At 72.3% G+C, this 17,005-nt stretch carries 1 protein-coding gene; it reads right to left on the bottom strand.

All coding sequences use genetic code 11. The features are described 5' to 3' along the window. Positions 1 to 2 precede the first annotated feature (2 nt). Complete coding sequence (locus AC5L3C_RS06545; RefSeq protein ID WP_493647532.1) at positions 3 to 16,838, bottom strand: amino acid adenylation domain-containing protein; 16,836 nt, start codon at positions 16,836 to 16,838, stop codon at positions 3 to 5. Positions 16,839 to 17,005 lie beyond the last annotated feature (167 nt).

Below are 17,005 nucleotides of genomic sequence, written 5' to 3' on the forward strand. Positions count from 1 at the left end.
CTTCACTCCTGTCGGTCGTCGTTCGGTGATGTCCGGGAGAGCCAGTCGGCGAAGGCGTCCCAGAGCAGGGCGAGCATGGGGGGATCGGCCATGTCGTCGTGGGAGCAGGGCAGCCGGGCCTCGGTGATGGCGCCGGAGGTGTAGGGCTGCCACATGGCGCGTCCCCACCCGTCCTCGAGCTCGTCCGAGGAGAGGAAGAGGACGTCACCGTGGAAGGTGCGGGGCTGGTGGCCCACGTAGATCCGGGTGTTGTTGGCGATGATCCGCGCCCGCGTCTCGGCCTCCGCTTCCGAGATCTCACTGCGGAAGTGGTGCGGCAGTCCGGCGAGGTCACTCAGGGACGGCGCCTCGTCGAGTGCGTCCGAGGCGATCAGGTCGCCCTCGCCGCCGCGGCCCGCGCGTTCCAGCATCGCCCGGCGGAGGGCCTCGGCGGCCTCCCGGCCGGAGCCGTCCGGATCGAGGCTCTCCGTCGGTGCGGGTGCGTAGCCGCCCATGATGACGAGCGCCACCTGATGGCCGCTCTCCTGGAGCTGCACGGCCATCTCGTGCGCCACCCGGCCTCCCATCGACCACCCCAGCAGGTGGTACGGGCCCGTAGGCCGCACGGTGCGCAGTTCCGCGACGTACTCGGCCGCCATCTCCCGGATGGACGCGGGCAGCGTCCCCGCCGCGTCGACGTCCCGCGCCTGTAGGCCGTACAGGGGGGTGTCGGCGTCGGCCAGCGCGGCGAGCGGGGCGAAGCACCAGCTCAGTCCGGAGCGCGGGTGGACGCAGAAGAGAGGCGGCCGGCTGCCTTGGGGCCTGATGGGCAGCAGCGTGCGGAGGGACTCGCTCGTCGCGGGGAGGCCGATCCGACGGGCGAGTCCCGCGACGCTGGGCGCCTCCATCAGGGTTTGGAGGGACACCTCGACCCCCATGACGGTACGGATGCGGCGCACCAGCCTGACCGCGAGGAGGGAGTGGCCGCCGTGTTCGAAGAAGTTGTCGTCGACACCGATGGTCGGCACGTTCAGCTCTTCGGCGAAGATCCGGCACAGGACCTCCTCCTGGACCGAGGCAGGTTCCCTGCCCGGCGCGGAGGCGGTCAGGTCGGGTGCGGGGAGCCTGCGTCGGTCCAGTTTTCCGCTGGCCGTCTGCGGCAGGTCCGCCAGGAAGACGAGGGCGGACGGCACCATGTGCTCCGGCACCATGGCACTGAGGTGGGTGCGCAGGGCCGTGGTGTCGGCACCGCCCATGTGGCCGGCGGCGGGGACGACGTAGCCGACCAGGCGCCGGTCGCCGGGGCGGTCCTCCCGCACGGTCACCGCCGCATGGGCCACGGACGGATGAGCCGTCAGCGCGGCCTCGATCTCGCCCAGCTCGATCCGGAACCCGCGCACCTTCACCTGGTCGTCCGTACGGCCCAGGTACTCCAGCTGTCCTGTCGTGGTCCAGCGGGCCAGGTCGCCGGTGCGGTACATCCGCTCCCCCGGCGTGAACGGGTCGGCGACGAACCGCTGTGCGGTCAGTGCGGGCCGGGCGTGGTAGCCGCGGGCCAGCTGGGCGCCGGACACGTACAGCTCACCCGCGACACCCACCGGCACCGGCCGCAGGGCCGCGTCCAGGACATAGGCGCGGGTGTTCCCCACCGGGCGGCCGATGGGGGCACCGCCCATGGGCCACGCCTCCTGGTCCGCCGGCAGGGTGTATGCGGTGACCACATGTGTCTCGGACGGGCCGTAGTGGTTGTGCAGCACCGTCCCGGACGCCCGGCACAGGTCACGCACCCGGTGGCCGAGCACGAGCGCCTCGCCCGCCTGCGCGACATGGCGCAGCTCCGGCAGGTCCGTACCCTGCTCCGCCAGGGCCTCGCCGAGGGCGTCCAGCATCATGGTGGGCGCGTACAGCTCCGTGATCCGCTGGTGCTTCAGCCAGGTCACGAACGCTTCCGGGTCCCGCCGGGTCTTGTCGTCCGGCACCACAAGTGTCTTGCCGTCCAGGAGGGCGGAGAGGATCTCCTGGGCCGAGACGTCGAAGCTGACCGCCGTGAACTGGGCGACCCGTGAGCCGGCTTCGGCGGGGACGGCGGAAGCGTGCCAGGACACCAGGTTGACCAGCGCGCCGCAGGACATCACCACCCCCTTGGGCCGGCCGGTCGAACCCGAGGTGTAGATCAGGTACGCGGGGTGCTGCGGCAGGAGCGGGGCGGTGCGCTCCGCGTCGTCGGGGGCGTCGTCCGGCAGAGCGTCGAGTTCGGCGGCCACCGCGGGGTCGTCCAGCAGCAGCACGGGCCCGGTGTCCATGAGCCCGGCGGCCTCCCGGGTGGTCAGCGTCAGCGAGGGGCGCGCGTCGGCGAGCATGAAGGCGATCCGCTCGGCCGGGTACTCCGGGTCGACGGGCAGGTAGCCGGCGCCCGCCTTGAGTACCGCGAGCAGGCCGACGACCAGGTCCGCCGAGCGGGACAGGGCCAGCGCGACGATGGTCTCGGGACCGGCGCCGCGGCGGATCAGGGCCCGGGCCAGGCGGTTCGCCCGCGCGTCGAGCTCCGCGTAGGTCAGCTCGACATCACCGAAGACGACCGCGACCGCATCGGGCGTCCAGGTGGCCTGTGCCTGGAACAGCTCCGGCAGGGTGGCCCTGGGCACCTCACGGGCGGTGTCGTTCCACTCGGCCAGGACCCGGTGGCGTTCCGCCGCAGACAGCACCTCCACGGCGCTGATCCGCTGGTGCGGCTGCCTGGTCACGCTGTCCAGAACGCGGACGAACCGGTCGGCCAGGGCCTGCACGGTCGCGTGGTCGAAGAGGTCGAGCGCGTAGTCGACGCCTCCGTGCAGGCCCGCGGCGCGGTGACCGGTCGAGGTGCCGGTGCCGGTGCCGGTGTCGAAGGTCTCGCTCAGGCTGAAGAACAGGTCGAACTTCGCGGGCGGTTCGCCGGTGGGGAAGGGTTCGGCGTGGATGCCGGGCAGGTCGAGGCCTGCCGGGGCGGTGTTCGCCAGGGCGAGCATGACCTGGAAGAGGGGGTGGCGGGCAAGCGACCGGGTCGGTGCGAGGTCCTCCACCAGCCGCTCGAAGGGGACGTCCTGGTGCGCGAACGCCTGCAGTCCGTTCTCCCGCACCTGCGCCAGCACCGCAGTGAAGGTCGGATCGCCCGACAGGTCCGTGCGCATCACCAGCGTGTTGACGAAGAACCCCACCAAGTCGTCCAGCGCCTCATCGGTACGCCCGGCCACCGGCGTCCCCACCGGAACATCGGTCCCCGCACCCACCCGGGACAACAGCACCGCCAACGCGGCCTGCAACACCATGTACACCGTCACACCCTCGGCACGCGCCAACTCCACCACCCGCGCATGCACCACCGCCGGCACCCGGATCTCCACCCGGCCACCCCGATACGACGCCACCGCCGGACGCGGCCGGTCGAACGGCAACACCAACTCCTCCGGAACCCCCGCCAACACCCCCCGCCAATACACCAACTGCTCACTCAGCACACTGCCCGCATCACCCTCGTCACCCAGCACCGCACGCTGCCACACCGCGTAATCCGCGTACTGCACCCCCAACGGCACCCACTCCGGCACCCGCCCCACCACACGCGCCCGATACGCCACCGACACATCCCGCGCCAACGGACCCATCGACCACCCGTCACCCGCGATGTGATGCACCACCAGAACCAGCACATGCTGGTCGGGAGCAGTCCGGAGCAACCACGCCCGTACGGGTGTCTCCTCCGCCAAGTCGAAGGGGAGCGACGCCAGTTCGGCCACGCTGTGTGCCACGTCGTCGCACTCCACGTCGACGACCGGCAGATCGAAGGAGGCGGGCGGAGGGAGCACCCGCTGGTACGGAGTGCCCTCGTCGGCGGTGAACACCGTCCGCAGCACCTCGTGCCGGCCCACCAGATCGCCCAGCGCCGACCGCAGCGCCTCGACGTCCAGGTCACCGGTCAGCCGCAGCGCCACCGGGATGTTGTAGGTCGCCGAAGGGCCCTCCAACTCCGCGAGGAACCAGAGCCGTTGCTGGGCGAACGAGACCGGGAGCGCCTCGGGTCGTGCCATCGGTACCAGCGCCGGGCGCGTCGCACCGGAGTCCGTGAGGCGCTGGGCGAGTTCTGCGACGGTCGGTGCCTCGAAGAGCGTCCGCACCGCTACTTCCGCACCCAGAGCGGACCGGATCCTGTTGGTCAGCCGTACCGCGAGCAGGGAGTGGCCGCCCAGCTCGAAGAAGTTGTCGTGCACGCCGACCGTGGGCAGGTCCAGCACCTCGGCGAACACGGAGCAGAGGATCTCCTCCTGCGCCGTCACCGGTGCGCGGCCCTCACCGGTCCGCCCGTAGTCCGGAGCGGGGAGGGCCTTGCGGTCCAGCTTGCCGTTCACCGTCAACGGCAACGCGTCCAGCACCACCAGCGCCGACGGCACCATGTAGTCCGGCAACACACCCTGCACCTGCGCACGCACGGCAGTGAGGTCGACGTCGTCGAGACCGTCCGCCGGGACCACATAACCGACCAGGCGCCGGTCCCCTGGACGGTCCTCCCGCACCACCACGGCAGCGTGGGCGACGGACGGATGCGCCCCCAGCACCGCCTCCACCTCGCCCGGCTCGATCCGGAAGCCCCGGACCTTCACCTGGTCGTCCGTACGGCCCAGGAAGTCCAGGACGCCGTCCGGTCGCCACCGCGCGAGGTCGCCCGTGCGGTACATCCGCTCGCCCGGGGCGAAGGGGCAGGCGACGAAGCGTTCGGCCGTCAGCCCCGGCCGGCCGAGGTAGCCGCGCGCCAGACCCGCACCGGCGAGGTACAACTCCCCTGCCACACCCGGCGGGACCGGCCGCAGCGCCGCGTCCAGCACGTACACCCGGGTGTTGGTGACGGGGGTGCCGATGGGCGGGGTGTCGTGGCCATCCGCGGGCAGGGGCGCGCTGACGGTCGCGCAGACCGTGGACTCCGTCGGGCCGTAGGCGTTGACGAGACGACGGCCGTTCGACCACTCGGCGGCCAGGCTGCGGTTGAGGGCCTCCCCGGCGGTGACGAGAGTCGTGATCGTCGGCAGGCTCTCCGGTGCGAGCAGCGCCAGCGCGGCGGGGGGCAAGGTGGCGTGCGTGACCGCGCGGTCCGCGACCAGGCGGACCAGCGCGGGGCCCGGGAGGAGGTCGTACGACGGGGCCGAGACGAGACAGGCCCCGCTGCACAGCGCCATCACCGTTTCCCAGACCGCCGCGTCGAAACTCGCCGAGGCGAACTGCAGCACCCGGCTGCCGGTGCCGAGGGTGAGGTGCTCCGCCTGCGCCGCGGCCAGGCTCGGCAGACCCTGGTGGGTGACGGCCACGCCCTTCGGCCGTCCCGTGGAGCCGGAGGTGTGGATGACGTAGGCGGTGTGGGCGGGCGACAACGGGACTCGGCGCTCGGTGTCGGTGAGGTCGGTGTCCTCGGCGTCTGCGAGTGCGGCGAGGGTCCGTGGGTCGTCGACCACCAGGTGCGGCGCCTCTTTCCCGGTGGGACGGGAGGACAGTTCCGTGCTGGTGAGCGCCAGAACGGGCCGGGCGTCGGTGAGGACGTAGGCGATCCGCTCGGCCGGGTAGTCCGGATCGACGGGCAGGTAGGCCCCGCCCGCCTTCGTCACCGCGAGGAGGGCGACGACGAGGTCGACGGAGCGGTCCAGCATGACCGCGACGACCGATTCGGGACCCACACCCCGGCCGACCAGCAAACGGCCGAGGCGGTTGGCACGGGAGTTCAGCTCCGCGTAGGTGAGCTCCACGTCCCCGAAAACGACCGCGGTCGCCTCAGGTGTCCGGGCGACCTGCGCCTGGAACAGCTCCGGCAGGGTGACCGCGGGCACCTCGCGGGCGGTGTCGTTCCACTCGGCCAGGACCCGGTGCCGTACCGCGACGTCGAGGACGTCCACCGTGCTGATCCGCTGGTGCGGTGCCGCCTCCAGCGCGGTGACGACACCCTCCGTGGCGGTGTGGACCATGGAGCACAGGAAGGCGCCCGGGACGGGTTCGGCGACCTGCACGGTGAACGCGAATCCATCGCCGGTGTCGTCGACGCTCAGAGCGATCGGGTAGTTGGTGCGCTCCCGCTCGTCCAGCACCTCGACGCCGTCGAGGCCGCCGTCCGTGCCCGCCGCACCGGCACTCCTGGAGTGCCGGTAGTTGAACAGGGAGGTGAACAGCGGGGCGTCCGACGCGATGCCGCTCGCCTGTCGGGCGAGTTTCAGGGGGGCGTGCTCGTGGAGCAGCAGGTCCGCCAGCTGATCCTGTACCGAGCGGACCGTGTCCAGCACCCGCGCACCCTGGGTCCTGACCCGCACCGGCAGGGAGTTAATGAACAGACCCAGCACCCGGTCGGCCCCGCTGCCCGCGCCCATGCGGCCGAAGAGGACCGTGCCGAAGACGACGTCGTCCCGGCCCGAGGTGGCGGCCAGCACCCGCGCCCAGACGACGTGCAGGAGCGTGGCGGGGCTGACGCCCAGCCGTCGTGACTGGTCCCGCAGCCGCCGTGCGAGGCCCGTGTCCATCACGCGTCGGGACTCCGTGACTCCGGTGCCGTCACCGCGGACGTCGAGCAGGCCGAACGGCGCGGTCGGCTCGGTGACGTCGCCCAGCAGGGTGGCGAAGTACCGCTCGTGTTCCTCCTGCGCCACGCGCAGACGGGCCTGGGCGACGAAGTTCCGGAACGGCAGGGGCGCGGGCAGGGTGTCCTCGCGTCCGGCGGTGAACGCGCGCACCTCCTCCAGCAGCACGTCCAGGGTGGTGTGGTCGGCGATCAGGTGATGGGCCTGCACGAGTACGAGCCACCGGCCGTCGACCGGGGTGGCCGTCGTGTACACGCGGACCAGGGGTGCCCGGCCGATGTCCATCGACCCGGGGCACGCGGCGGACATCCGGGCGGCCGCCTCGTCGTCGGGGCCGTCGGGCAGGTCGACGCTCTCCACCGGGATGGCGGCGCGGCGCACCACCACCTGGACGGGTTCGCGCAGCCCTTCCCACAGGACGGCGGTGCGCAGGATGTCGTGCCGGTCGACGACCTTCTGCAGTGCGGCCATGAACCCGTCCCGCCGCTGCGGGGAGTCGAACGCCAGCAGCACCGGCAGCACGTACACATCGGTGCCGTCGGCCGGGTCACCCATCAGGTGGTGGAAGAGGATGCCTTCCTGCAACGGGGCCAGCGGGTAGACGTCCGCCACGTTGGCCGCCCCGCCGGGGACGCGGGCCACCATGCGGTCGATCTCGCCGGGGGTCAGGTCGACCAGGGGCAGCATGTCGGGAGAGAGGGCCGGGGCTCCCTCCGGGATGCGGTTCTCCGGTACCACCACCTCGGCCCGGCCGCCCGAGGCCGCCAGTGCGGCGACGGTGGGCGCCGCGAACAGGGACCGTACGTCGATCGACATTCCCCGGGCGCGCAGCAGTTCGACCACCCGCACCGCGAGCAGGGAGTGGCCGCCCAGTTCGAAGAAGTTGTCGTCCACGCCGACCGTGGGGAGGTCCAGCACGTCGGCGAAGACGGAGCACAGGAGTTCCTCCTGCACCGTCGCCGGCGGACGGTGCCCTTCGGCCGTGCGGTGCTCGGGAGCGGGCAGCGCCTTGCGGTCCAGCTTGCCGTTCGTCGTCAGCGGCAGCGCGTCCAGCACCACCAGCGCGGACGGCACCATGTACTCCGGGAGCAGCGTGCCGACGTGGGCGCGCAGGGCCGTGGTGTCGACTGCGTGCCTGGGACCGGTGCCAAGAACGACATAGCCGACCAGGCGCTGGTCACCGGGCCGGTCCTCGCGCACCACCGCGGCGGCGTGCGCCACGGACGGATGCGCGGCCAACGCGGCCTCGACCTCGCCGAGTTCGATGCGGAAGCCCCGGACCTTCACCTGGTCGTCCGTACGGCCCAGGTACTCGACCTGCCCGGCGGTGTTCCACCGCGCGAGGTCGCCGGTGCGGTACATCCGCTCGCCCGGGGTGAAGGGGCAGGCGACGAAGCGTTCGGCCGTCAGCCCCGGCCGGCCGAGATAGCCACGGGCCAGGCCCGCACCGGCGAGGTACAACTCCCCCGCCACACCCGGCGGGACCGGCCGCAGCGCCGCGTCCAGCACGTACACCCGGGTGTTGGGGACGGGCGTGCCGATGGGCGGGGTGGTGGCCGCGTCCGCGGAGAGGGGTCCTGCGGTGGTGGCGCAGACCGTGGACTCCGTGGGGCCGTAGGCGTTGACGAGACGACGGCCGTCGGACCAGTCGGCGACGAGGTGCCGGCTGAGGGCCTCACCGCCGCTGACGAGCGTCGTGATCGACGGCAGGCTGCCGGGACCGAGCGACGCCAGCGCGGCAGGCGGCAGGAGGGCATGCGTGACCGCACGCTCCGCGACCAGGCGGACCAGCGCCGGGCCCGGGAGGAGGTCGTGCGAGGGTGCCGAGACGAGACAGGCCCCGTTGCACAGGGCCATCACCGTCTCCCAGACCGACGCGTCGAAACTCGCCGAGGCGAACTGCAGCACCCGGCTGCCGGTCGTGATGCCCAGGTCGGCCGCCTGCGCGACCGTCAGACTCGGCAGGCCCTGGTGGGTGACGGCCACACCCTTCGGCCGTCCCGTGGAACCGGAGGTGTGGATGACGTAGGCGGTGTGGGCGGGCAGCAGGGCGGTACGGCGGTCGCCGTCCGTGAGGTCGGTGGCGGCGAGCGGCGCGAGCGCGGCTCCGGTCAGGGGGTCGTCGACGGCCAGGTGGGGCGGGTGGTCGTCGGGGAGGCGGGACGTCAAGTCTGTGCTGGTGAGCACCAGGGCGGGCCGGGCATCGGTGAGGACGTAGGCGATCCGCTCGGCCGGGTAGTCCGGATCGACGGGCAGATGGGCCCCGCCCGCCTTCGCCACCGCGAGGAACGCGACGACCCGTTCGACGGAGCGGTCCAGCATGACCGCGACCACCGACTCGGGCCCCACACCCCGGTCGACCAGCAAGCGGGCCAGGCGATTGGCACGGGAGTTCAGCTCCGCGTAACTCAGCTCCACGTCCCCGAACACAACCGCGGTCGCATCCGGCGTACGGGCGGCCTGCGCCTGGAAAAGCTCCGGCAGGGTGGCCCCGGGCACCTCACGCGCGGAGTCGTTCCACTCGACCAGGATGCGCTTCCGCTCCGCCGGGTCCAGAACGTCGATGGCGTGGACGCGTTGGCGGGGGTGGGCGGTCACGCTGTCCAGGACGCGCACGAACCGGTCGGCCAGGGCCTGCACCGTCGCGTGGTCGAACAGCTCGACGGCGAAGTCGACAGCGCCCTTCAGCCCTGCGGGCCGGCCACCGACGTCATCGGCGTCGGTGTCGAAGGTCTCGGCCAGGACGAAGGAGAGGTCGAACTTCGCCACCGGCTCGCCGACCATGAGTGGTTCGGCATCGATGCCGGGCAGATCGAGCCTCGCCGGGGCCGTGTTCTCCAAGGCGAGCATGACCTGGAACAGCGGGTGACGCGCCATCGACCGGGTCGGTGCGAGATCCTCCACCAGCCGCTCGAAGGGGACGTCCTGGTGCGCGAACGCCTGCAGTCCGTTCTCCCGCACCTGCGCCAGCACCGCAGTGAAGGTCGGATCGCCCGACAGGTCCGTGCGCATCACCAGCGTGTTGACGAAGAACCCCACCAAGTCGTCCAGCGCCTCATCGGTACGCCCGGCCACCGGCGTCCCCACCGGAACATCGGTCCCCGCACCCACCCGGGACAACAGCACCGCCAACGCGGCCTGCAACACCATGTACACCGTCACACCCTCGGCACGCGCCAACTCCACCACCCGCGCATGCACCACCGCCGGCACCCGGATCTCCACCCGGCCACCCCGATACGACGCCACCGCCGGACGCGGCCGGTCGAACGGCAACACCAACTCCTCCGGAACCCCCGCCAACACCCCCCGCCAATACACCAACTGCTCACTCAGCACACTGCCCGCATCACCCTCGTCACCCAGCACCGCACGCTGCCACACCGCGTAATCCGCGTACTGCACCCCCAACGGCACCCACTCCGGCACCCGCCCCACCACACGCGCCCGATACGCCACCGACACATCCCGCGCCAACGGACCCATCGACCACCCGTCACCCGCGATGTGATGCACCACCAGAACCAGCACATGCTGGCTGGGAGCAGTCCGGAACAACCGCGCCCGCACCGGGATGTCGGCGGCGAGGTCGAAGCAGTGACCGGCAGTCTCCGCGATCGCGGAGCCGAGGTCGGCCACCTGCTCGACCTCCAGGGGCAGCGACACCTCGTCACTGGGCAGGACGCGCTGGTACGGCTGCCCGTCCACCGTGGCGAACACCGTCCGCAGCACCTCGTGCCGGCCCACCAGATCGTCCAGCGCCGACCGCAGCGCCTCGACGTCCAGGTCACCGGTCAGCCGCAGCGCCACCGGGATGTTGTAGGTCGCCGAGGGACCCTCCAACTCGGCAAGGAACCAGAGCCGTTGCTGGGCGAACGACAGCGGCACCCGGTCCGCCCGTTCGGCCGGCGCCAGTGGCCTGCGCCTCGCGGCGGAGGCGGACAGCCGGCCCGCGAGGGCGGCCGGAGTGGGTGCCTCGAACAGCGCCCGGATCGGCACCTCCGCTCCGAGCACCGACCGGATACGGCTCACCAGACGCGTCGCGAGCAGCGAGTGACCGCCCAGCTCGAAGAAGTTGTCCTCCACACCCACCGAGGGCGCGCCCAGCACCTCGGCGAACACCGAGCACAGCAGCTCCTCCTGCGCCGTGGCCGGCCCCCGGCCGCCCTCACCGGTCCGCTCGTACTCCGGGGCGGGGAGGGCCTTGCGGTCCAGCTTGCCGTTCACCGTCAGCGGCAGCGCGTCCAGCACCACCAGCGCCGACGGCACCATGTAGTCCGGCAGCACCCCCTGCGCCTGCGCACGCACCGCAGCGAGGTCCATGTCGACGGAACCACCCGCCGGAACCACGTAACCCACCAGGCGCTTGTCGCCCGGACGGTCCTCCCGCACCACCACCGCGCACCCGGCAACGGACGGATGCGCCCCCAGCACCGCCTCCACCTCGCCCGGCTCGATCCGGAAGCCCCGGACCTTCACCTGGTCGTCCGTACGGCCCAGGTACTCCAGCCGCCCGTCGGCGTTCCAGCGGGCCAGGTCGCCGGTGCGGTACATCCGCTCGCCGGGCCCGCCGTAGGGGTTGGCGACGAACCGCTCCGCCGTCAGCCCCGGCCGGCCGAGGTACCCGCGGGCCAGTTGGGCTCCGGCGAGGTACAACTCCCCTGCCACGCCGGGCGGGACCGGCCGCAGCACCGCGTCCAGCACGAAGAGGCGTGTGTGGGGTGCGGGGCGGCCGATGGGGACGCTTCCCGGTGCGTGGGGGTCGCCGGGGCGGACGGTGAACGTGACGCATCCGACGGCCGCCTCGGTGGGGCCGTACTCGTTGGTGACCCGGACGTCGTCGTGTGCGGAGCGCCACCGGGCGAGCTGGTCGCCGGTGAGGTTCTCGCCTCCGACGACGAGGTCTCCCCCTCGTCCGAAGGAGCCGGTGGGCCCTTCGGAGAGGAGGTCCAGGTGGCTCGGTGTCACCTTCAGGAAGGTCGGCGCCGGTCCGTCGGCGCGGAGTGCTTCCCGGACGTCGGCGAGGTGCAGGGTGCCGCCCGAGAGGAGCGTGCCGTACAGCGGCGTCACGGTCAGGTCGAACGCGACCGACGAGTGCAGCACGGTCCGGCCGCCGAGGCCGGGGTAGGCGTCGATGGCCCAGTCGAGGTAGTGGACGACCGCCGCGTGGCTCACCTCGACGCCCTTGGGGCGTCCCGTGGAGCCGGAGGTGTAGATCACGTAGGCGGGGTGGTCGGGCAGGAGTGCCGCGCCGCGCTCGTGGGGTGCGAGGTCGTCCCCGGCCTGGGTGGACAGGGCCGCCTCGGTCTCCGGGGCGTGCATGTCGACGTGCGGGACACCGGCCGTCCCCGCGTCCGGTGTGGCCCGGTGGGTGACCAGCAGGGTGACCCGGGCGTCGGCGAGCATGTGGGCGATGCGGTCGGCCGGGTGGGCGGGGTCGACGGGGACGTACGCGGCTCCGGTCTTGAGTACCGCGAGGAGGGCGACGACGAGGTCGTTGGAGCGGTCCGCCGTTACCGCGACGCGGCGTTCGGGCCGGGCGCCCCGGTCCACGAGGACGCGGGCCAGCCGGTTGGCCCGCGCGTTCACCTCCGCGTAGGTCACCTGGGTGCCGTCGCACACCACGGCTGTGGCGTCGGGGGTGCGCGCGGCCTGTTCCTCGAACCGGGCGACGAGGGTGGTCCGTCGTACCTCCCGGGCGGGGCCGTTCCCGTCGGACAGGATCCGCTCGCGCTCCGCGGCGTCCAGGACGTCGATGCGGCCGACCGGCACCGCGGGGTCGGCGGTCACTGCTTCCAGGACCGTGCGGAAGCGCCGGGCGAGTGCCTCGGCGCTCGCGGGGTCGAACAGGTCGGTGGAGTGGACGAGCAGCCCGGTCAGTCCGGCCGGGGCGCCGTCGTCGGTGGTCCGCTCGGTGAGCTGGAGGTCCAGGTCGAACTTGGCGGGCAGGGCGCCGGCGGGGCGTGCCTCGACGTCCAGTCCGGGCAGGTCGAAGGTGAGGGGCGTGGTGTTCTGCAGGGTGAGCATGACCTGGAACAGCGGGTGCCGGGCCATGGACCGGGCCGGTGCCAGGTCCTCCACCAGCCGTTCGAACGGCACGTCCTGATGGGCGTAGGCGGCGAGGTCCGACTCCCGTGTGCGGTCGAGCAGTTGGCGGAAGGTCGGGTCGCCGGAGAGGTCCGAGCGCAGCACGAGGGTGTTGACGAAGAAGCCCACCAGGTCGTCCAGTGCCTCGTCGGTGCGGCCCGCGACCGGGGTGCCGACGGGGATGTCGTCCCCGGCGCCGAGCCGGTGCAGCAGCACGGCCAGCGCCGCCTGCACGACCATGAACAGGGTCACGCCCTGCGCCCGGGCCAGCTCGGCCAGGGCCTGGTGGAGTTCGGTGTCGATGGTCAGCTCGACCTGTCCGCCCCGGTGCGAGGAGACCGCCGGGCGTGGCCGGTCGAACGGCAGCGGCAGTTCGTCCGGCAGGCCGGCGAGTGCGCCGCGCCAGTGGGCGAGTTGCCGGGAGAGCACGCTGTCCGGGTCGTCCTCCTCGCCCAGCAGCCGGCGCTGCCACACGCTGTAGTCGGCATACTGCACTGACAACGTTGCCCATGAGGGCGTACGGCCGGTGGAACGTGCCGTGTAAGCGGCCGACAGATCGCGTGCCAGCGGGACGAGGGACCATCCGTCACCGGCGATGTGATGCACCACCAGGACCAGGACGTGCTGGTCGGGAGCGGTCCGGAACAGCCGGGCGCGCAGCGGGATGTCGGCGGCGAGGTCGAAGCGGTGACCGGCAGTCTCCGCGATCGCGGAGCCGAGGTCGGCCACCTGCTCGGCCTCCAGGGGCAGCGACACCTCGTCGCTCGGCAGGACGCGCTGGTACGGCTGCCCGTCCACCGTGGCGAACACCGTCCGCAGCACCTCGTGCCGGCCCACGACGTCGTGCAGGGCCGCTGCGAGGGCGGCGACATTCAGGGTTCCCGTCAGCCGGAGTTCGACGGGGATGTTGTAGGTCGCCGAGGGGCCTTCCAACTCGCCAAGGAACCAGAGCCGTTGCTGGGCGAACGACAGCGGGACGCGGTCCGCCCGCGCTTCCCTCACCAGCGGCAGGCGCCGCTCACCGGACGTGGACAGCAGGCCCGCGAGGGCGGCCGGTGCGGGCGCGTCGAACAGCGCCCGGATCGGCACCTCCGCCCCGAACACCGACCGGATACGGCTCACCAGACGCGTCGCGAGCAGCGAATGACCGCCCAGCTCGAAGAAGTTGTCCTCCACGCCCACCGAGGGGACGCCCAGCACCTCGGCGAACACCGAGCACAGCAGCTCCTCCTGCGCCGTGGCCGGCCCCCGGCCGCCCTCACCGGTCCGCTCGTACTCCGGGACGGGCAGGGCCTTGCGGTCCAGCTTGCCGTTCACCGTCAACGGCAGCGCGTCCAGCACCACCAGCGCCGACGGCACCATGTAATCCGGCAACAGGTCGCTCAGGTACCGGCCGACGGCGGCGTTGTCGGCACGCCCCGGACCGGCCTCCGGGACGAGGTAGCCGACCAGGCGCTGGTCGCCGGGACGGTCCTCCCGCACCACGACCGCCGCCTGGGCCACGGACGGATGCGTGCACAGGGCGGCCTCGATCTCTCCCAGCTCGATCCTGACGCCCCGGACCTTCACCTGGTCGTCCGTCCGGCCGAGGTACTCGACCTCCCCGTCGGCGTTCCACCGGGCCAGGTCGCCGGTGCGGTACATCCGCTCCCCCGGCACGAACGGATCGGCGACGAACCGCTCCGCCGTCAGCCCCGGCCGCTCGAAGTAGCCGCGGGCCAGCTGGACGCCGGCCAGGTACAGCTCACCGGCGGCACCCACCGGTACCGGACGCAGCGCCGCGTCCAGCACGTAGACCCGGGTGTTCCAGACCGGGCGCCCGATGGGGACACCGCCCGCCTCGGCGTCGGCGTCGCACGTCCACGCGGTGACCTCGACCGACGCCTCGGTGGGACCGTAGAGGTTGTGCAGCGGGACGCCCAGGACGTCCCGGGACTGCGCGACGACGTCAGCGGGGAGCGCCTCGCCGCTGCAGAACACGGCGCGCAGGTCCGTGCAGGCGGTGGCGGACGGTTCGCGGAGGAAGACCTGGAGCAGGGACGGGACGAAGTGCGCGATCGTGACCCGCTCGCGCCGGATCAGCCCGGCCAGATATCCGGGGTCACGGTGGCCGGCGGGCCTGGCGACCACCATGGTCGCGCCCTGGAGCAGCGGCCAGAAGAACTCCCGTACCGACACGTCGAATCCGAAGGGTGTCTTCTGCAGCACCCGGTCCGCCGCGGTGAGCCCGTAGGTGCCCTGCATCCAGGAGAGCCAGTTGACGACGCCCTCGTGCGGTACGGCCACGCCCTTGGGCCGTCCGGTGGAGCCGGAGGTGTAGATGACGTAGACGGGGTGGGCGGGCAGCAGGGCGGCGCGGCGCTCGGTGTCGGTGAGTTCGCCGTCCTCGAAGGCCTGGAGCGCGGTGGTCGTGCGGGGGTCGTCGACGGCCAGGTGCGGCACCTGTGCACCGGTGGGGGCCAGTTCCGTGCGGGTGAGCAGCAGGAGCGGCCGGGCGTCGGCGAGCAGGTACGCGACACGGTCGGCGGGGTGATCGGGGTCGACGGGCACGTAGGCGCCGCCGGCCTTGACCACGGCGAGGAGGGCGACCACCAGGTCGACGGAGCGGTGCAGCATCACCGCGACCCGCGTCTCGGGACCCACGCCCCGGTCGATCAGGAGCCGGGCGAGGCGGTTGGCACGCGCGTGGAGGCCGGCGTACGTCACCTCGGTGCCCTCGAAGACCACGGCGACCGCGTCCGCGTCCGGAGTGCGGGCGGCCGGAGTCCGCAGCAGCTCCGGGAGCGTGGCGGCGGGCACCTCGCGGGCGGTGTCGTTCCACTCGTGGAGGACTTGGTGCCGCTCGGAGCGGCTCATCAGCGTCAGCCGGTGGACGCGGTCCTCCGGGGCGGCCCCGGCCAGCCAGGTCAGCACGTCGAGGAAGTGCGCGGCGTGCCGGCGCACGGCCTCCTGGCTGTACAGCTCCGGATTGCCCTCCACGACCACGGAGACGCTTCCGTCGAACGACCTGTCGTACACGGATACCGACAGGTCGGGGAAGTTGATGCCGCCGAGGCCGTGGGCACGGCCGGGCGCGTCGCCGAACCTCAGGTCGTAGTCGAAGGAGACGATGTTGACCAGCAGGGGGTAGAGGGCGTTGCGGCCGACGAGTTTCAGGTCCCTGAGGATGTCCTCGTAGCGGTACCGCTGATGTTTCAGGGCGTCGCGCACGCTGCGGGAGACCTGCTTCACGAGCTCCCGTACGGTGGCTTTCGGTTCCACGGTGAGGCGGAGGGGAACGATGTTCGCCGTCATTCCGGGGACGTCGCGTAACGCGGTCTTCCGGCCCATCACGGGGACGCCGAGAACGAGGTCCTGCTGTCCCGTGGCGTGGTGCAGATAGGCGGCGCTCGCCGCCATGGAGAGGCCCGGCAGGCTCGTTCCCAGCCGGCGGGCGGAGTGCTTGAGACCGCCGGCGGTGTCCGGGGGGATGTGCAGTGTGTGCCGGGTCAGGGACTCGGGAGTGGCGGAGGGTGTCCGGCCGCTGAGGCTGACCACCGGGGGGAGGTCGGTGAGGCGCTCGGTCCAGTACGCCCGGTCCGCCTCGAAGTCCTCGGACGCCCGGTATGCGGCATCGGCGTCCAGCAGGAGGGAGCAGGAGCGGGGAGCGCCGGCCGGGACGGGTTCGCCGGCCGACAGGGCCGTGTAGATCTCGGCCAGCCGGGCGGCTATCCGGGGGCCCGCGAGTCCGTCCGCGAGGATGTGGTGGATGCGCTGGTACCAGTAGCAGCGGTCCTCTCCCACGGTGATGAGGGCCTGGGTGAAGAGGTCGCCGCCGCAGAGGTCCACCGGACGCCGCATGTCCGCGAGCATCCAGCTCATCGCGCTCGCGCCCGGGTCGTCCTCGGCGCTGACGTCGATTAGGTGGAACGGCCAGTCGCCGGGCGATTCGGCGAGCTGCCGGGGAACTCCGTCCGCGTCCTGGATGAAGCGGAGGGAGAAGCAGTCGGTCTCCGCGACGACCCTGCGTACGGCCGACTCGAACAAGCGCGCGTCGACCCGTCCGTGGATCTCGAGGTATTCACCCATGTTGTACAGGGGACTGTCCGGGTCCAGCTGCTGCGCGTGCCACACTCCGAGCTGTCCGGCCATCAATGCGCGATGCCCGCCCTGCGCTTCGGGCATGCCCTCGCTTCGGTCGACGCTCATGTTGTCCTCTCCCGCCTTCCGCCCGTCCGGAACAGGTCTTGTTCCGCCGGGCTCACTTCGGCGATGCCGGTCCGGATCGTCAGGGCCTCGCTTGCGCACTCATGCGTCGCGTCTTCTCCGCGACACACGGCGCCCCCGGTCACCGCAGAGGCGGCCGGGGGCGGTTC

The sequence above is a fragment of the Streptomyces speibonae genome, from assembly GCF_984686075.1.

Excerpts from the sequence above, each read along its gene's own strand:
- AC5L3C_RS06545 (WP_493647532.1), bottom strand. The coding sequence starts at position 16,838 with ATGAGCGTCGACCGAAGCGAGGGCATGCCCGAAGCGCAGGGCGGGCAT.